We start from the raw sequence: 17,965 nt of genomic DNA on the forward strand, positions 1-17,965 counted from the left end.
AGCACCCCCGTAGCCGGGCCGCCGGATCCGTAGGCGGGCACCTCTTTCGCTTTGCGCACAACGCAACCACCCCACATACCGGCGGCCCGGCTACGACAATGCTCGATGCGGTGGACTTGTTTGGGTGGGGAAGGCGATCATGAGCTACCCTGTCCGGGTTGAGCGGGGCTCATTTGGCCCCAGCTTTTCCCGCTCTCTCAGCTCATGATCGCCGTAGGGGCCCCACCCAAACAGGTCCACCGCATCGAGCCAGCAAAGCAAAACCCGCACTCAACGCCCGAAGCCGCAGGCGAGGCGAACAGGCCCCCAGCAAGCAGCACCCTCACAACGCAGTCAGCAACCGGATCACCGCGCGTTCCAACGGTTCACGGATCTCCTCCGGGCTCTTGCCCACCAACCGCCGCAGGGTCGGCGCTATCGAGTGCCCGGCGTGGAACGCCTCCACCACCCGAGGGTCCACATAGGACTTCCGCGCGATCGTGGGCGTGTTCCCCAACTGCTCCGACACCGCCTTCATCACCTGCGAGTCCAACCGCTTGGCGGCGGTCTTGGACGAGGGCAGGTCGTGGGCGGCGTACTCGGTGGCGGCCAGCACGGTGGCGGTCCAGGTGCGCATGTCCTTGACGGTGAAGTCCGAACCAGCCAGTTGCTTGAACCGCTCGTTGACGTCGTCGGCGTGGACCTCGTAGCCGTTGTGGGCGAAGAGGCGGTCGTCGTCCTGCTTACCGCGGCGCAGGGACTTGACCAGGGCGGCGAGTTCGAGGTCGGTGAGGTTGGCGGTGCGGTCGATCCCGCCCTTGGCGGTGAAGTGGAAGTTGAGGTCCTTGCCCCTCACCCGCACGTCGCGGCGGAGGAGGGTGGCCACGCCGCGGGAGTCCTCGGCGTACTCCTCCCCGCCGACGCGGAAGACGCCGCGGTCGAGGATGCGCAGGGCACCGGCCACGACGCGGGGGCGGACGAGGCCGGGGAGGACGAGGTCCTGGTGGATGCGCTCGCGCACCTTGGGGAGGCGGCGGGCGAGGGCGAGGACGCGCTGGTGCTTCTCCTCGTCGCGGCGGGAGCGCCAGGCCTCGTGGTAGATGTACTGGCGCCTGCCCGCGGCGTCCTTGCCGACGGCCTGGATGTGGCCGTTGTCGTGCGGGCAGATCCACACCTCCTGCCAAGCGGGCGGGATGGCCAGGGTGCGCACGCGGTCGAGCAGGGCCGGGTCGGTGACCCGGTCGCCCTGCTCGTCGAGGTAGCCGAAGCCCCGGCCGCGGCGGACCCGGCGCAGGCCGGGGCCGTCGCACGCGCTGCGCCGCAACCTCATCCCGCACCTCCTCGGCCCACCGGGCGTGTCCACCCGCGACATTCCCAGCGGATGGGGGGCCGAAACCACGGGTGCGCCGCGCCCGGCGGACCGGGTGGGCCGGGGTGGTCAGCGCAGGACGGCGAGCCCGTCCTTGAGCACGACCGCGTCGTCGACGACCGCGGCGAAGGCGTGGCCGCCGTCGACCTCGTGGAAGGCGGTGGTGAGGTCCTGGCCGGGCAGCACCGGCTTGGCGAAGCGGACGGCGAAGCGGGCCAGCCGCTCGACGTCGGAGCCCGCGAAGCTGGTCAGGTGCGCCCACGAGGCGAACGCCGCGGTGCACATGCCGTGGGCGATGATGCCGGGCAGGCCGACCGAGCGGGCCAGGTCGGCGTCGAGGTGGATGGGCATGGGGTCGCCCGCGGCCGGGCCGTAGCGGAAGGTCTGGTCGTCGTCGACGTGCGCGGTGACCGTGGCCGCGGGCTCCCCGGTCAGCTCGGCGGCGTGGTCGGGCGCGGGCTCACCCGCGGTGAGCCTGGCGTCGACCCCGCGGAAGTAGGAGGTCATCCACTGCTCGTTGACCAGCTCGCCCGCCGCGTCGCGGGTCTCGGTGTGCACGACGACGGTGGTGCCCCGGGGCTTGCCGAACACCCCGACCGGCCTGGCCCGGCTGACCAGCTCGTCGCCGGGGCGGATCGGGCGGCGGAAGTGGAAGTCGTGCTCGCCGTGCACCAGCACCGGGACCAGCTCCAGCGGGGCGACGGCGAAGGTGGCCGGGCCCAGCGCGGCGAACACCGGGGCGATGGCGAACACCGGCGGGGCCACCGCGCCCGACCGGTGCGCGGCGACCGGGTCGTTGGTGGCCTCGGCGTAGGCGGCGATGCGCTCGGCGGTCGCGCTGAACGCCAGCTCCTGCCCCCACTCCCCCAGCGCGGCGGTGGTGAACTCGGGCACGGCGGCTCCTCCTCGGCGCGGTCGGACGACGGGCGCCACGCAACCACACCGGCGGCCCACCCGGCCACGGCGGTGGGCGAAGTCCGTCCGCGCGTGCCAAACCCGCTGTCACCCCGAGCTGAGAAGTCGCGGGCGGGCTCTCAGCTTCTCAGGCTGCCCTCACCTGCCCCGCCTACCCTCGAACCAGACATTTCGATCCCGGTGGTCGATCCCGGCGGTCGGTCCGGCGGTCGATCGCCTCGAACCCGGTTGGGAGCATGCCCATGGCGGTGGTGGACACCGGAAACCCCCAGGCCGACCTGGCCCACGGCGCCGGGCGCCGGTTCCCCCTGCCCGGGGGCCTGCTGCCCGGGCTCGGCGCGCTGCTGGTCAGCGCGGGGGTGCTCGGCCTGCTCGTGCTGCACCTGGTGCCGCCGACGAGCGCCATCAGCCCCGTGCGGCGCACGCTGAGCGAGTACGCGCTGGGCGAGGCCAAGTGGGCCTTCGACGGGTCGCTGCTGCTGATCGCCGTCGGCTCGGCGCTGGTGTTCGCCGCGGTGGCCCGGCGCGGGGTGCCGAAACCACCCGCCACGGCGCTGGTGCTGGGCGTGGTCTGGACGGTCAGCCTCGTGGTGATCGTGGCGTTCACCAAGACCAACTGGGCGGTGGGCCCGAGCCTCGGCGGCACCATCCACCGCTACGCCAGCGTCGCCGCGTTCGTGTCGCTGCCCGCGTCGGTGCTGTTCGCGGTGCGCCGGGTGTTCCCGGACAACCCCGGGTGGCGGTGGGCGGCGCGGGGGTGCGCGGTGGTGTCGCTGCTGTGGTTCGGCTCGATCGTGGTGGGCGCGGTGGGCATGGCCTTCGGCGGGCCGCCGTGGTGGCGGTTCGTGCCGCTGGGCCTGGTGGAGCGCATGGTCGCCTTCGCCGCCGTGGCGGGGCTGGTGGTGCTCGCGGTCGGTATGGTGCGGACCAGGAGGACCACCGCGTAGGGGAGGCCGGGATGGGGTCGAGGCTGGCGAACCTGCGGCGCATCGAGTCGTTGGACCCGGTCGTCGACCACCACGAGGTCTACCGCGTCTCCGCGGGCCTGGAGTTCCCCTGGGACTACCAGCGCGCCCTGGAGTTCGCCCTGTTCAAGACCTACTGCGTCCCCTCCATCTCGGCCCTGCTCGACGCCACCCGCGAGTTCGCCGAGCGCCCCCAGCGCCGCTACGACGACACCGCCCTGCTGATGGCCGAGCTGGCCGAGCACGGCTACGACTCCGAGCGCGGCAGGGCCGCCCTGCGCGTGGTCAACCGCCAGCACGGCCGCTACGCCATCTCCAACGCGGACATGCTCTACGTCCTGACGACCTTCATCTACGACCCGATCGACTGGATCACCGCCTACGGCTGGCGCCCGCTGTCCGACCACGAGCGCGTGGCCGCCTTCCACTTCTACCGGGCCGTGGGCGCGCGGATGGGCATCAAGGACATCCCCGAGGACTACGACGCCTTCCGCCGCTTCAAGGACGACTACGAGCGCGCGCACTTCGCGTTCAGCGAGACGAACCACCGGGTCGGGGTGCACACCCGGGAGCTGATGGTGTCCTGGTACCCCAAGCCCCTCGCGCCCGCGGTGCGGCTGGCCGTGCACGGGTTGCTGCCGGAGGCGATGCTGCGCGCCTTCGGCTTCCCCGCGGCGCCCTCCCTGGTGCGGCGGGCGGTGCCGCTGGCCCTGAAGGCGCGGGGCGGGGTGGTGCGGTGGTTGCCGCCGCGGCGGGTGTCGCGGTTGGCGCGGGACCCCAAGAACCGGTCGTACCCCGGGTACCCGGAGGGCTACCACCCCAGCGACCTGGGCGTGGCGGAGCCGGTGCCCGTCGCGGACGAGCACCTGCGCGCCGCTGACTGAGCGGCGCCACCCGGGCGCCGACCCCGAGCAGGCGAGTGGCCCGGCCCCACCGCGGGAGCCGGGCCACTCGCGCGCGCCTCAGACGCGGTCGGTCTCGTCCTCGAAGTCGCCCAGGATCTCCTCCAGCAGGTCCTCCAGGGAGGCCAGGCCCACGACCTCCCCGTCGGCGCCCCGGACCAGGGCCAGCTGCGCGCGCCGGGCGCGCAGCTCCGTCACCGCCTCCGCGACGGCCTGGTCCTCCGCGAGCACCAGGGGTTCGGACATCAGGTCCGCCGCCGTGGCCGCGCGGGCGGTGGCGGTGGCCCGCACGGCCTCGCGGACGTGGACGATGCCGACCGGGGTGGCGTCGTCACCGAGGACGACCAGGCGGGAGCGGCCGGAGTCGCGGCTGCGGCGCTCCACCTCGTCGGCGGTGGCGGTGGCGGGGATGCTGACGACGTCCGCGCGCGGGGCCATCACCTGCCCCACCGTGGCGGTGCGGACGGCGAGGACGCCGGAGAGCATGCGGTGCTGCTGCTCGGGCAGCAGGCCGTGCTCGCGGGACTCGCGCAGCAGCAGGCGCAGGTCGTCGGGCCCGTGGGCCGAGGCGACGGTGTCCTGCGGGTCGACCTTGACCGCGCGCAGGGTGGCGTTGGCGATGCCGTTGAGCCCGTGCAGGACCAGCCGGGTGGCGCGGGTGAAGGCGCGGAACGGCAGGGCCAGCAGGACGGCCGAGCGCTCGGGGTGGGAGATGGCCCAGGACTTGGGCATCATCTCGCCGATGACCATGTGCAGGAACACCACCAGCACCACCGACAGCACGAAGGCCACCGGGTAGGCCCAGGCCTGCGACAGGCCCAGCAGCTCGAACAGCGGCGAGAGCAGCTCGGCCACCGCGGGCTTGGCCAGGGCACCCAGGCCCAGGGTGCAGAGGGTGATGCCGAGCTGCGCGCCCGCGAGCATCAGCGACAGCTCGCGGGAGCCCTGCACCGCGGCGGTGGCGGCGCGGCTGCCGGACGCGGCCACCTCCTCCAAGCGGTGGCGCTTGGCGGCGACGAGGGCGAACTCGGCGGCGACGAAGAAGGCGTTGAGGGCCAGCAGGACCAGCGACACGCCCAGGGCGACCCCGGTGCTCACGCGGTCACCCCCTCGGCGCGGGCGCCCGCGGGGCGCAGCACGACGGTGCGCGGGACGTGCCGGGCGATCTCGGAGACCTCCACCGACAGCTGGTCCACCTGCACCGCGTCACCGCGGCGGGGCAGCCTGCCCAGCCGTTGCAGCACCAGGCCGCTGACGGTGTCGTAGTCCGGCCCGGCGGGCAGCTCCAGCCCGGTCACCTCCGCGACCTCGTCGACGCGCCAGCGGGCGGGCACCGACCAGGCGCCGTCGGCGAGCTCGACCGCACCGGCCTCGGCGTGGTCGTCCTCGTCCAGGATCTCGCCGACGACCTCCTCCGCGACGTCCTCGAAGGACACCACGCCCGCGAACCCGCCGAACTCGTCGAGCACGCAGGCCAGCTGCCGGTGCTCGGCGCGCAGCCGCTCCAGCACCTCCGGCAGCGGCAGGCTCTCCGGCAGCACCAGCGGCGCCGAGGCCAGCGCGCCCACCGGGGTGGTGGCGCGCTCGGCGGGCGGCACGGCCAGCACCTCGGCGATGCCCGCCACGCCCACCACGTCGTCCACATCGGACCCGATGACCGGGAACCGGGAGCGGCCGGTGTCCAGCAGCTCGACCAGCCGGGAGGCCGGGTCGTCCTGGCGCAGCACGTGCACGTCCACCCGGGGGGTCATGACCTGGCCCGCGGTGAGCGCGCGGAAGTCCAGCCCGCCCTCCAGCAGCCGGGAGGTGCCGTCGTCGAGGGTGCCGCCCGCGCGGGACTCGTCGATGATGCCGCGCAGGTCCTCCGCGGTGGCGCCCTGCGGCAGCTCCTCGACCGGCTCGATGCCCAGCAGGCGCAGCAGCTTGGTGGCGGAGGTGTCGAACAGGCGGATCACCGGGCCCGCCACGGTGAGGTAGACCAGGGTGGACCGGCTCAGCGCGCGGGCGAGCGCCTCCGGCTTGGCGATGGCGAGGTTCTTAGGGGCCAGCTCACCGAACACCATCTGCACCGCGGTGGAGAACAGCAGCGCCAGCACCACCGAGACGCCGGTGGTGACCGCGGTCGGCAGGCCGGTGAAGCCGAGCAGCTCGGCCAGCCCGCCGCCGAGGTAGGGCTCGGAGACGTAGCCGACGAGCAGCGCGGTCACCGTGATGCCGAACTGGGAGCCGGAGAGCACGAAGGACAGTCGACCGGTGACCTGGAGCGCGCGGGCCGCGGCGGCGTCGCCGTCATCGGCGAGCGCGCGCAACCGGGTGCGGTCCACGGCGACGTAAGCGAATTCCTGTGCGACGAAGTAGCCGGTTGCGGCCGTCAGCAGCAGGACGGAGGCGAGTCCGAGCAGGATCAGCACGTGCGGACCGCCTCGGTGAGCCGGGCCTTGCCCGGCTGGGTACTGCACCCGTCAGGGGAGTTCATGGCCCTCACGCTAACACGGACAAACCGGTCCCGCCCTGGTGGTGGGCGGTCACGCACCGTCCACGGCGGACGGTTTGTCCCCCACTGTCCGGAACCGGTTGCGAGACCCGATCGGACCAACCCCCGGACACGTGACGCAGATCGCTGCGCGACTGTGGCCGACTACACACGGTGCACGTGCATCCGCGCGCGACGGCCGCACGGGAGGCGTTCCAGCGGCGTACACCGTGCGCCCGAGTAGCGGGGATCAGACATCGCGGCTGCTCATGACCGCCGCCCGTCAGATGACCCAACAGCGCCGGAAAAGGTTGCGTGAACGTCGTCACACATTATTGGCAACGGCATTGTCGATACGCTCCGTGGTCGCCGGAGCGCTCTTATCACGCACCCGCTCGGCGGATCAACACGGGCTTTCCGGCATTGCATTCATTTACGCTCGGTAAAGGGTGCACCGCTGTGGATCACCAGCTTGGCGGTAGAGGCAGGCAGCGATGCACCCGTACGTTGCAGCAAAGTCGACCAATCCCCTCGGTGCACCTCCCCGGAGTCCGCATGCCCGCCATCACGGTCAATGAATTCACCGGTGCCCAGGTGCGCCGGCTGTGCGTGGCCATCGGGCTCGGCCACCGCGCCGACGAGGCCTGCGCGGTGCTGGCGGACCTGCTCGGCCCGCAGGGCGACCTCGACCGCGGGCGGGCCCCGGTGTGGCGCTCGGACATCTCCGACGACCACACCCCGGTCGAGTACTCGGTGGCCTTCGAGGAGGACGGCTCGCACACGCTGCGGCTGCTGGTCGAGGCGGGCGCCGCCGAGCCGGGGCGGCGGGCCAACCTCGACGCCGCCGAGGCCGCGCTGGACCGGCTGGCCACCCGCTACCCGCTGGCGCTGGACAAGCTCGACGCCGTGCGCGGGCTGTTCCTGCCCGAGGACCCGCAGGGGCTGTTCGCGATGTGGTTCTCCCTCGTGCTGCGCCGCAGCGGCCCGCCGATGGTCAAGGTCTACCTGAACCCGCAGGTGCGCGGCGCCGCGCAGGCCGAGCGGCTCGTGGGCGCGGGGCTGGACCGGCTGGGCTTCGCGGGCAGCATGGACTGGGTCCGCGCGCACACCCCGCGCCAGGGCGGGGGGCTGGACCGGTTCTCCTTCTTCGCCCTGGACCTGGAGGACACCCCGGCCGCGCGGGTCAAGCTCTACCAGTCCCACCACGGCGCCACCGCCGCCGACGCCCGGTTCGCCGCGGGCGGCACCGCCGCCGCCGACCCGCACCGGCTCACCCGCTTCGCCACCGACCTCGGCGGCGACGGCCCCTTCCGCGGCCGCCCGCTGGTCTCCAGCCACACCTTCCTGGCCAGCGACGCCGCCCGCCCGCGCGGCTACTCGCTCTACGTCCCCATCCGCGACTACGTGCCCGACGACGGGGTGGCGCTGGTGCGCACCCGGGCGGCGCTGGCCCGCTGCGGGGTCGACACCGCGGCGCTGGACCGGGCGGTGGAGGCGGTCGCGACCCGCCCGCTGGTCGACGGGGTGGGGTTGATCGCGCACGTCTCGCTGCGCATGGGGCCGCCGCGGCCGGGGGTGACGGTGTACCTGTCGGCCGAGGCGCACGGCGTCGCGCCGCCGGTGCGCGGCACGGCGGCCGGAGCGGCCTGACAAGCGCGGTGGCACCCGCCCGCGCGGTTGTGCGCACCGCACGAAATGGGGCGCGGGGCCGATCGCCCCGGGCCCGGTCGTCGATGGAGGGGAAGGCACGCGAATGCCGCTGATGGAGCCCTACCGCATCAAGGTCGTCGAGCCCATCCCCATTCTCACCCGGGCCGAGCGCGAGGCGGCAATGGCGCGCGCGGGCTACAACCCGTTCAACCTGCGGGCCGAGGAAATCACCATCGACCTGCTCAGCGACTCGGGCACCGGCGCGCTTTCCGCGGCCCAGCAGTCGGCGGGCATGCTGGGCGATGAGAGCTACGCCGGGGCGCGCTCGTTCTTCCGCTTCCGCGAGGTGGTCGAGGACCTGACCGGCTACCCCTCGATCCTGCCGGTGCACCAGGGCCGGGCCGCCGAGCGCATCCTGTTCGGGGCGGTGCTCAAGCCGGGGCAGGTGTCGCTGAGCAACACCCACTTCGACACCACCCGGGCCAACGTCGTGCTCAGCGGCGCCACCGCGGTCGACCTGCCGTGCGCCGAGGCCGCCGACCTGGAGACCCCGGCGCCGTTCAAGGGCGACATCGACCTGGGCGCGCTGGCCGCGCACCTGGACGGGGACACCCCGGTCGGGCAGGTGGTCATGACGATCACCAACAACGGCGGCGGCGGGCAGCCGGTGTCGATGGCCAACATCGCCGCCGCGGCCGAGCTGTGCCGGGCCGCCGGGGTGCCGTTCTTCCTCGACGCCGCCCGCTTCGCCGAGAACGCGTGGCTGGTCATCCAGCGCGAACCGGGCTGGGCGGGCAAGACACCGCGCGAGGTCGCCCGCGCCGCGTTCGACCTGGCCGACGGCGCCGTGGCGAGCCTGAAGAAGGACGCCATCGCGCACATGGGCGGGTTCATCGCCCTGCGCGACCCGGACCTGGCCGCCCAGTGCGAACTGGTGCTCATCGCCACCGAGGGCTTCCGCACCTACGGCGGGCTCTCCGGCCGCGACCTGGAGATGCTGGCGCAGGGCATGCGCGAGGTCGTCGAGCCGGAGTACCTGGCCGCGCGGGAGGCCGCGACCCGGCACCTGGGCGAGTGCGTCAAGGCCGCCGGTGTGTCCATCGTGGAGCCCGCGGGCCTGCACGCGCTCTACCTCAACGCGGGCAAGCTGCTGCCGCACCTGGAGCCCAAGCACTTCCCCGGGCACGCCCTGGCCACCGAGCTGTACCTGGCGGGCGGCATCCGCTGCGCCGAGCTGGGGTCGCTCTACCTCGGTGAGGAGGACGCCGACGGCAACCTCGTCACCCCCGCCCCGCACGAGCTGGTCCGCCTGGCCATCCCCCGCCGCGTCTACACCCAGAGCCACCTGGAGTACGTGGCCGAGGTGCTGGCCGAGATCGCCAAGGACCCTGGCTCCGTGCCCGGCTACCGCGTGGTGGAGGCGCCTCCGCTGCTGCGCCACTTCAACTGCGTCGTCGAGCCGGTCAAACCCTGACGCACCGGTGCGGGGGAACCCACCGGTCACCCCGCACCCTGCAACACCTCCCCCACCCGGGTGGCCACCAGACGCACCCGGGGTGAGCGCGCACCCCCGAACGGCGGGATCCCGCCACCCTCCGGGCGACGTCGCGCGCCCGCGCCTGCCCCTGACCCGCGCGGGCGTCCACAATCCGTGGTGGTGGTCGGATCCCCGACGCTTCCTGGACAGTTGCCGGACAAACCGAACGCTCCTCGTCCTGCCCTGCTTACCGTGGCCGCACGTCACACCATGGACGCCGGGGGGCGCGGGTGCACAACGACGAGGCGTTCTCCGCTTCGCTGGGCGAGGTCGGCACTTCGGTGACCGCCTTCGCCAGGGCGGCGGCGGACGGGGGGTTCGCGGTCAACGAGGCAGGGGGGCGGGCGCTGGTGGAGGCGATCTCCAGGATGCAGGACTGGGTCGAGCTCCAGCAGCTCACCCGCGGGCACCTCGAACAGGAGCCCAAGCTCGGGTCGAGCACCGGGGCCGCGGCCATGAAGCCCTACCTGGTCGAGGTGGCCACCGACGCCCGCGGCTTCCTGACCCAGCTGGCGGCATTCGGTCGAGTGCTCGCCGAAGCGCGTGAGGCGGTCGAGGTCGCGATGGGAAACTACCGGCGGGTCGACGAGTCGGGCGCGCGGGCGCTCGACCGGGACGGGGGCTGACGTGCGGCAGCTGGCGGCGACGGCGGTGGTGGCGGCGGCGGTGCTCCTGCTCGGCGCGGCGGGCTGCGCGCAGCAGGTGCCGGGGGCGGCGGTCGCGGCGATGGGCGCCGACGGGCCACCCCGCGCCGGCGCGCCGACCACCGCGGGACCGGGGACCGGCGCACCCGGCGCCCCGCCCACCTCGCCGGGGGCGGCGACGCCGCTGGCCGACCTCGACCCGTGCGCGGTGCTGTCCGACACCGCCCGCGCCGACCTCGGCGTCGACGGGGCGCCCCAGCCGCAGCGCTCGGCCTCCGGCAGGCTCTGCCGCTGGCTCGTCCACGACGACCCCGCGGTGCCCGACGGCTACGCGCTCGGCGTCTCGGTGTTCCCCGGCCTCGGCCTCGACCAGGTCGTCGCGTCCTCCGGCAAGGCCCAGCTGACGATCGGCACCCGCCGCGCCGTGCGCTCGCTGCGCGCGGGCGGCTCGGTGTGCGCGGTGTCGGTGGAGATCACCCCCACCTCCCGCATCGACGTGCAGGCCACCAGCGGCTCGGACGGCGCGGCGATGTGCCCCACCGCCGAGCGAGCCGCCCGCCTGCTGGAGCCGGGCTTCCCCGGCTGAGGACCCGCCCGCCGGTCAGGCCGAGGCGGTGGCGAGCTGGTCCATCGTGTACTGCACGAGCTGGACCAGCACCTCCTTGCCCGACTCCCGCTCCCGCGCGTCGCACTGGACGATGGGGATGGACGGGTCGATGTCGAGCGCGGAGCGGACCTCGTCGACGGTGTGCTGCCAGGCGCCGTCGAAGTTGTTGACCGCCACCACGAACGGGATGTGGCGGCGCTCGAAGAAGTCGATGCTGGGGAAGCTGGAGTCCAGCCTGCGGGTGTCGACCAGGACGATCGCGCCGAGCGCGCCGTGGGCCAGTTCGTCCCACATGAACCAGAACCGGTTCTGCCCCGGGGTGCCGAACAGGTACAGCACGACGTTCTGGTTGATGGTGATGCGCCCGAAGTCCAGGGCGACCGTGGTGGTCTCCTTGCCCTCCACCAGGCGCATGTCGTCGACGCCGACGCTGGCCTCGGTCAGCACCTCCTCCGTGCGCAGCGGCGGGATCTCGCTGACCGAGTTGACCATCGTGGTCTTGCCGACGCCGAAGCCGCCCGCGACCACGATCTTGACCGAGGTGGGGACCACCGTGGTGTCGCTCACCGGTTCAGATCCTCCGAATGCCATCGAGTACCGCCTGCAGCAGCTTGGTGTCGGTGATCTCGCTGGTCTGGAACAGACCACCCGCGACCACGTCGCCGCGCTCGACCAGGTCCCCGATGAGGACCTTGACCACCACCAGCGGGACGTTGAGGTAGGCGGCCACCTCGGCCACCGACAGCGGCACCGAGCAGATCTCGATGATCTGCAGGTGCTCCGGCGACAGCGACGAGGTGTCCGACGGGGTCGCGGACGCCCGGATCTGGGTCACCAGGTTCAGGTTCGGGGCGTTCGGCCTGGTCCGCCCCCTGGTCATGGCGTACGGGCGCACCAGCGGGCCCGCCGCCTCGTCGAACCACCAGTCCTGCTCGCCGGTCACCGCCGCTCCCCCCGGCGGCCGGTCACGAGGGCCGCCTGCCCGGACCCGCGGCCACCGCGGCGGTCCCGCCGCGCGGGGCCGAGGCCAGGTGCGCGCCGACCCGCTTGACCAGCATGTTCATCTCGTAGGCGATCATGCCGACGTCGGCGTCCTCCTCCCCGAGCACGGCCAGGCAGGCGCCGCGGCCCGCGGCCGTGACGAACAGGAAGGCGTGGTCCATCTCCACGATGGTCTGGCGCACCTGGCCGCCGCCGAACTGCCTGCCGGTGCCGCGGGCCAGGCTCTGGAAGGCCGAGGCCATCGCCGACAGGTGCTCCGAGTCGTCCTTGGACAGCTCGGCGGAGCGCCCGAGCAGCAGCCCGTCCGCGGAGAGCACGACCGAGTGGCGGATGCCCACCACCCTGCGGACGAGGTCGTCCAAAAGCCAGTTCAGCTGCTGGTCCTGGCCGATCTTGTCGTTCACCGACTGCTGTCCTTCCCCGATGTCCTGCTGGTGCACGTGGTCACTGCTCGTCCGCCGGGCCCGGCTCCTCGGACCGGCGCGCCTCGCGGGTGCCGCGCTGGAACGCCGACATGGTGTCGCGCACCCGCTCGGCGGTCTGCTCGCCCGCGGGCGGCGGCTCGGCCTCCCAGTCCGGCAGCAGCGGGTCGTCGCGCAGCTGCGGGGCCAGGTTCTGCTGGCGCCTGCGCCGCGGCAGGGCGGGGCGCTCGGCGACCGGGCGGGCGGCGTGCCCGTTCTGCGGGTGCGACTCCCCACCTCCGTCCTCGACGGGGCGGGCCGCCACCTCCGGCGCCTCCTCGTCGGTCAGCGGCCACTGGGCGGTGTCGGGGTCGGCGAACCGGGCCCCGTCCTCGCCCAGGGCGTCGGACCAGAACTTGTCGATGCCGCGCTGGTGGTGGGCCCCGGCGGTGTCGAGCACGGGCTCGACGGCGGTGGCGGTGCCGCCGCCCGCGGCGCGCTCAAGGGCCTTGCGCGGCCGGGGGCTGGGCGTCTCGACCTCGGGGACGACCTGGTCGACGCCCTCGGCGACGATCTCCGAGGGGATGAACACCAGCGCGACGGTGCCGCCGTAGGGCGACTCGCGCAGCTCCACCCTGATCGAGCGGCGGGCGGCGAGGCGGGCGACGACGAACAGGCCCAGGCGCGACTCGCCGCGCAGCGCCATCGCGTCGAACTCCGGCGGGTGGGCGAGCATCTGGTTGTGCTGGTCGCGGTCCTCGGCGGTCATGCCGAGGCCGTGGTCCTCGATCTCCACCACGACACCACCGGAGACCTGGGAGGTGTAGACCTCGACCTGCGAGCGCGGCGGGGAGAACGACGCGGCGTTGTCGACCAGCTCGGCGACCAGGTGGATGGTGTCGGCGACGGCCACGCCCTGCAGCGCGACGTCGGGCACCTGGCGGACCCGGACGCGGACGTACTGCTCGGTCTCGGCGACCGCGGCGCGCAGGATGTCGAGCAGGCGCACCGGCTTGCGCCACTGCCGCCCCGGCTGCTCGCCCGCGAGGATGATCAGGTTCTCGGCGTTGCGCCGGGCGCGGGTGGCGAGGTGGTCGAGCTGGAACAGCGAGTCCAGGTGCTCGGGGTTCTCCTCCTCGCGCTCCATCTTGTCGAGGATCTTCAGCTGCCGGTGCACCAGGCCCTGGTGGCGGTGGGCGATGCCGAGGAAGACGCGGTTGACGCCCTCGCGGGCCTGCGACTCCTTCACCGCCGCGGCGATGGCGGTGTACTGCGCGGCGTTGAACGCGTCGGCCACCTGCCCGATCTCGTCGGTGCCGTAGTCGAGCGGGGGGACCTCGGCGCCGACGTCGACGCGCTCGCCCTGGCGCAGCCGGTCGACGATGCCCGGCAGCCGCTCGTGGGCCAGCTTGAGCGAGTCGCCCTTGAGCTGGTCGAGCCGGGTGACCAGGGCCTTGTTGACCAGGCGGCGGGAGATGCGCACCGCGAGCACGATGCCGGTGACCACCGCCAGCAGCGCGATCAGCGAGCCGACGATGACCTCGAAGAACTTGTCGTCGGCGCGTTGCAGGCCCAGGTCGACGCCGCCCTTGGCCTGGTCGATGGCCAGCGCGATGAGCTGGTCGGAGGTCTCGGTGCTCAGCGCCTCCCAGTCCTCGGCGCTGATCGGCGGGACCACGTCCTCGTCGTCGGCCGAGCGGTTGCGCGGCACCAGGCCGATCATGGCGTTCTCGGCGTTGGTGAGCCTGGTCCAGCTCTCGGCGGTGGTCGCCGCGCGGTAGTTGGCCTTGACCTGGTCGGTGCCGTTGACCACGGCGCTGGTGAGGGTGCCGCGGTAGGCGCCGACGAGGGTGGCGAACTCGACGTGCTGCTCCTCGCTGAACCCGCCCGCGGCGATCGCGGCGGAGGCCTGCGAGGACGCGCGGGACATGCGGTCGGCGGAGCGGAAGATCTCGGTCGCGGTCAGGCCCGCCTGCACGACGACGGGGTCGGGCACGATGCGGGCCTGGGTGTCGAACAGCGAGGCACCGGCGTCGAGGACGCTGTTGTAGTAGTTGTAGATCTCAGTCGGGTCGGCCCGGCCGGACTCGACCTGGGCGCGCCGCTGCGGCAGCGGCTCCAGGGCCTGGTCCAGGGCGCTGACCTTGGCGTTGACCTCCGCGGGCGCGCCGGACACCAGGTCGTCGAGCGCCAGCTGCAACCGGGCGACGGCCTCGTCGGTGGTCTTCTGCTGGGCGCTGAGGGCGGCGACGCCGGTGCCGGGGGCGCTGAGCGCGGCCATGGTGAGCTGGCGCTCGCGCTGGAGCGCGGCGAAGGTCTCCACCGCGGGGATGGAGGCGTCCTTGACACCGCTGGTCACGGCCTTGAGGTAGATGCCGTCGAAGACGGTGTAGGACGAGAAGACCGCCCACATCACCAGCAGGATGACGCTGGGCACCACCACGACGCCGGTCAGCCGCGACCGGATCGTGGTCGTGGTCTTGGCGGGCGCACCGCTCTTCAGCTTCACGGCTCTCCACGGGTCTTCGGGCCGGTGGGCCGGGCCACCACCTGCTGTCGTACGCGCACCCCCCGAGGAGGTAATCGCCCTCACGAGTGAAACGCTGCGCTCTTCCGTGATCCATCTTACGCAGAGCCAGCGATCACCTGCGGTACGCGAGGGTAAAGCGTACTGGTTCACCCGACCGTGAAGACAATGGGTCCGACTGTGACATGTGGGTGACACGGTTGGTGCCACCAGCGCCGTCGACGGCCGGGGTGGTCACCCCGCGTCGCGACCGCCGGGCGTGTCGGCTACCCGCGGGATCCGGCGGGTCCGTTCCGGCGCACCGGTTCCACGCGGGCAGGCCGAAGTGGACCGCGGTGTCACCCGGGTGCGACCCGGTACCGGTAGCCGACCCCGCGCACCGCGCCGATGGGCGAGTCGCGCCCGTCCCAGCCGAGCTTGCGGCGCAGCCGCAGCACGGCGAACTTGACCCGGTCCGGGCCCACGCCCGCCGGGTCGTCCCACACCGCCGCGAGCAGCTGGCTGAGCGAGAGCACCGCGCCCCGGTGCCGCACCAGGGTGCTGAGCAGCCGGAACTCCGTGGCGGTCAGCTCCACCTCGCGGGCGGCCACGGTGACCAGCATGCTGCGGTGGTCGACGCGCACGACGCCGTCGTCGTAGACCTCGTCGGCCGGGTCGGCACCGGTCCCCGCCCTGCGCAGCAGCGCCTCCACCCTGGCCAGCAGCTCCGAGCCGGAGAACGGCTTGGTGAGGTAGTCGTCGGCGCCCGCGCGCAGCCCGCGCACCTTGTCGCGGACGGTGTCGTGCGCGGTGAGCAGCAGCACCGGGGTCTCGGCCACGTCGCGCAGCCGCTCCAGCACCGACCAGCCGTCGAGGCCGGGCAGCCCGACGTCGAGCAGCACCAGGTCGGGGCGCACCTCGTGCACCATGCGCAGCCCGGAGCGGCCGTCGCCGGTGGCGTGGAACTCGTGCCCGGTGCCGTCGAAGAGCAGCCGCAGCACCAGCTCGATGTCCGGCTCGTCCTCCACGGCGAGGATCCGCGCCACCGCCGCCACCCCCGTTCCCGCCGGGCACCGGGCCGGCGAAGGTCCAACGTACGACCGCCCGGGGAGCCCCGCACCCGGCGCGTCACCCGGCCGGGTGGCCCGCGGCGGCCGCACCGCAACCGAGGCGCAACCGCGCGGGCAACCGGCGCGCACCCGTGGCGGCCGAACCTGGGACCAGCAACCGATCCGAAGGGGATGGACACCATGAACCGCACCACGGTCAGCACCGCAACCGCCCTCGCCACCGCGGTCGCCGCTGTCGCGGCGGTGTCGCTCCCCACCGCGCCCCAGGGCGGCGCGACCCAGGGCACCGCGGTGCGGGCGGCCGCGCTGGTCGAGGGCGCGACCCCGCTGGCCGACGGCACCTACGTCATCGGTGAGGCCATCACCGCCGCCGACGGCCGGGCGAACACCACCGCCACCGCCCCCACCCCCCGGGTCGACACCGCCTGCACCGACGCCACCTACGCGCTGAAGACCTGGCGCGTCACCGGCACCCTCACCTGGTACTACAACGGCACCGCCGCCGCCCCGGCCGTCGCGGGCACCGCCCTGCAGGCCATCACCAACGCCTCCACCACCGTCGCCAAGGGCGTCAACCGCTGCGGCAAGCCCGCCACCTTCACCACCACCTACAAGTACGGCGGCACCGCCACCGCCGCCCCCCAGGTCGCCGCCGACGCCAGCTGCACCGGCAACGACGGCAAGTCCGTCACCGGCTGGGGCGCCCTCCCGGTCAAGGTCCTCGCCTACACCTGCACCTACTTCTCCTCCAAGGGCGTGGTCCTGGCCTCCGACACCCTCATCGACAACCGCGCCTACACCTGGTTCACCACCCTCCCCGCCAACTGCGCTTCCGCGTACGACCTGGAGACCACCATGGCCCACGAACGCCTGCACACCGCGGGCCTGGCCCACGTCGACCAGACCAAGAACGCCTCCCAGGTGATGACCCCCGCCTCGTCCCCCTGCGACACCACCCGCCGCACCCTCGCCGCAGGCGACTACGCGGGCCTGGCCGCCCTGGCCGCCCAGCGCTGAGCCACCACCAGATCCCCCCACTCCCCCAAGGCCCCGCCACCACCAGTGGCGGGGCCTTTCCCACAAAAACCCACCCCACCCCCACTCCGCGCCGCTCCTCATCCATTCCCCAACAAGACCACCCAAGCAGCAGGCGGTCCGGCTACGCCCCTGCTCGATGGGGTGGTTGTGCTTGGTCGGGGGAGGCGATCATGTGCTACCCAACGGGACGGGCGGGCGTCTTTTCAGCCCGCCTTTTCCCCGCCCGCAGCGCATGATCGCCGTAGGGGCCCCGACCAAGCACAACCACCGCATCGAGCCGCCCCCCGAACTCCCGAAAAATCGGGCGAAGCCCGATGCTCACCCCCGAAGCCGAAGGCGAGGCGCACCACCTCACCCCGCGTTGCCCAACCGCCGGTCCACCGCGATCTCGATGACCACCCGCTCCGGGTTCACCCGCGGCTGCCGGTACCGCTGCGCGTACCGCCGCTCCGCGTCGGCCACCGACTCCGCGTCGTCGAGCACCCTGGCCACGCCCTCCAGCGTCGACCACCGCGCCCCGTCCACCTGGCACACCGCCGCACGCCCGCCCCGGCGCGCGTTGCGGGCCTTCCTCGACCCCCCGCTGGTGATGACGCGGACGACCCCGGCCGCGGGGTCGTAGGTCGCGCCGACCGGCACGACGTGCGGGCTGCCGTCCGGCCGCAGGGTGGTGAGCGTGCACAGGTGGCGCTCGCGCCAGAAGGCGAGGAATTCCTCGGAGTGGTCCACCCGTTCAGCCTAACGCCCCGCCGGTTCTTCCGTTTTGCACCCATTCCCGGGTTCGTGGTGTGACCTGGGGAACCCCCTAGATGGTTGGCCACAGCAACGAAATCAGTTAGCGTAGCTAACATCAAGGGTTCCGCCCCCGCCGCTCCGGTCGGCGGGCGGGCCGCGCAACACCGGATGA

17 protein-coding genes are annotated in these 17,965 nt (G+C 73.3%); 7 read left to right on the top strand and 10 right to left on the bottom strand.

Annotated elements, in window-relative coordinates; translation table 11 throughout:
* Nucleotides 1-322 precede the first annotated feature (322 nt).
* Together BJP25_RS16940 and BJP25_RS16945 are read right to left on the bottom strand one after the other, a co-directional pair.
* The gene (locus BJP25_RS16940) at nt 323-1,309 is read right to left on the bottom strand and encodes a DNA topoisomerase IB (RefSeq protein ID WP_075975929.1); all 987 of its coding nucleotides are present in this window, start codon (nt 1,307-1,309) and stop codon (nt 323-325) included.
* Between the two features lie 108 nt (nt 1,310-1,417).
* Nucleotides 1,418-2,242 carry a MaoC/PaaZ C-terminal domain-containing protein gene (locus tag BJP25_RS16945; RefSeq protein WP_075975930.1) on the bottom strand — a complete coding sequence of 275 codons (825 nt, stop codon included), beginning with the start codon at nt 2,240-2,242 and terminating at the stop codon, nt 1,418-1,420.
* A 263-nt stretch (nt 2,243-2,505) separates the two neighbouring features.
* Between BJP25_RS16945 and BJP25_RS16950 the strand changes: the two genes are divergently transcribed.
* Together BJP25_RS16950 and BJP25_RS16955 are read left to right on the top strand one after the other, a co-directional pair.
* Nucleotides 2,506-3,210 (top strand): DUF998 domain-containing protein, encoded by a 705-nt coding sequence (locus BJP25_RS16950; RefSeq protein ID WP_084794106.1) that lies wholly within the window; start codon nt 2,506-2,508, stop codon nt 3,208-3,210.
* 11 nt (nt 3,211-3,221) lie between these two features.
* A complete protein-coding gene (locus BJP25_RS16955) occupies nt 3,222-4,112 on the top strand; it encodes an oxygenase MpaB family protein (RefSeq protein ID WP_075975931.1) in 891 nt (296 codons plus the stop codon).
* A 78-nt stretch (nt 4,113-4,190) separates the two neighbouring features.
* Here the strand turns inward: BJP25_RS16955 and BJP25_RS16960 are convergent, their stop codons facing one another.
* A complete protein-coding gene (locus BJP25_RS16960; protein ID WP_075975932.1) occupies nt 4,191-5,228 on the bottom strand; it encodes a hemolysin family protein in 1,038 nt (345 codons plus the stop codon).
* A complete protein-coding gene (locus BJP25_RS16965) occupies nt 5,225-6,541 on the bottom strand; it encodes a hemolysin family protein (protein WP_075975933.1) in 1,317 nt (438 codons plus the stop codon). The genes BJP25_RS16960 and BJP25_RS16965 overlap by 4 nt, the downstream gene beginning before the upstream one ends.
* A 617-nt stretch (nt 6,542-7,158) precedes the next feature.
* Here BJP25_RS16965 and BJP25_RS16970 point away from each other — a divergent pair.
* From BJP25_RS16970 to BJP25_RS16985, 4 genes are all read left to right on the top strand, one after another.
* The gene (locus tag BJP25_RS16970; RefSeq protein ID WP_075975934.1) at nt 7,159-8,253 is read left to right on the top strand and encodes a tryptophan dimethylallyltransferase family protein; all 1,095 of its coding nucleotides are present in this window, start codon (nt 7,159-7,161) and stop codon (nt 8,251-8,253) included.
* Nucleotides 8,254-8,356: 103 nt separating this feature from the next.
* Nucleotides 8,357-9,727 carry a tryptophanase gene (locus BJP25_RS16975; protein ID WP_075975935.1) on the top strand — a complete coding sequence of 457 codons (1,371 nt, stop codon included), beginning with the start codon at nt 8,357-8,359 and terminating at the stop codon, nt 9,725-9,727.
* A 293-nt stretch (nt 9,728-10,020) separates the two neighbouring features.
* Nucleotides 10,021-10,416 carry a hypothetical protein gene (locus tag BJP25_RS16980; RefSeq protein WP_084794107.1) on the top strand — a complete coding sequence of 132 codons (396 nt, stop codon included), beginning with the start codon at nt 10,021-10,023 and terminating at the stop codon, nt 10,414-10,416.
* A gap of 1 nt (nt 10,417) precedes the next feature.
* Nucleotides 10,418-11,020, top strand: coding sequence for a DUF3558 family protein (locus tag BJP25_RS16985; protein WP_075975936.1), 603 nt, complete (start codon nt 10,418-10,420; stop codon nt 11,018-11,020).
* Between the two features lie 15 nt (nt 11,021-11,035).
* Here BJP25_RS16985 and BJP25_RS16990 read toward each other — a convergent pair whose 3' ends face one another.
* The 5 genes from BJP25_RS16990 to BJP25_RS17010 form a co-directional block, all read right to left on the bottom strand.
* On the bottom strand, nt 11,036-11,632 hold the full coding sequence (locus tag BJP25_RS16990; protein ID WP_075975937.1) for a GTP-binding protein: 597 nt from the start codon (nt 11,630-11,632) through the stop codon (nt 11,036-11,038).
* The gene (locus tag BJP25_RS16995) at nt 11,613-11,984 is read right to left on the bottom strand and encodes a DUF742 domain-containing protein (RefSeq protein ID WP_075975938.1); all 372 of its coding nucleotides are present in this window, start codon (nt 11,982-11,984) and stop codon (nt 11,613-11,615) included. Before BJP25_RS16995 ends, BJP25_RS16990 begins: the two co-directional genes overlap by 20 nt.
* Nucleotides 11,985-12,006: 22 nt before the next feature.
* Nucleotides 12,007-12,447, bottom strand: coding sequence for a roadblock/LC7 domain-containing protein (locus tag BJP25_RS17000; protein ID WP_075976175.1), 441 nt, complete (start codon nt 12,445-12,447; stop codon nt 12,007-12,009).
* A 40-nt stretch (nt 12,448-12,487) separates the two neighbouring features.
* On the bottom strand, nt 12,488-14,953 hold the full coding sequence (locus BJP25_RS17005; protein ID WP_075975939.1) for a sensor histidine kinase: 2,466 nt from the start codon (nt 14,951-14,953) through the stop codon (nt 12,488-12,490).
* A gap of 356 nt (nt 14,954-15,309) precedes the next feature.
* Nucleotides 15,310-15,996, bottom strand: a complete 687-nt coding sequence (locus tag BJP25_RS17010; protein ID WP_075976176.1) for a response regulator transcription factor — start codon at nt 15,994-15,996, stop codon at nt 15,310-15,312.
* Between the two features lie 204 nt (nt 15,997-16,200).
* On the opposite strand from BJP25_RS17010, the gene BJP25_RS36255 reads away from it, so the two are divergent.
* On the top strand, nt 16,201-17,037 hold the full coding sequence (locus BJP25_RS36255; RefSeq protein WP_075975940.1) for a peptidase M10A: 837 nt from the start codon (nt 16,201-16,203) through the stop codon (nt 17,035-17,037).
* 372 nt (nt 17,038-17,409) lie between these two features.
* Here BJP25_RS36255 and BJP25_RS17020 read toward each other — a convergent pair whose 3' ends face one another.
* Nucleotides 17,410-17,787 (bottom strand): pyridoxamine 5'-phosphate oxidase family protein, encoded by a 378-nt coding sequence (locus BJP25_RS17020; protein WP_075975941.1) that lies wholly within the window; start codon nt 17,785-17,787, stop codon nt 17,410-17,412.
* Nucleotides 17,788-17,965: the final 178 nt, after the last annotated feature.

The sequence above is a fragment of the Actinokineospora bangkokensis genome, from assembly GCF_001940455.1.
GTDB classification, from domain to species: domain Bacteria; phylum Actinomycetota; class Actinomycetes; order Mycobacteriales; family Pseudonocardiaceae; genus Actinokineospora; species Actinokineospora bangkokensis.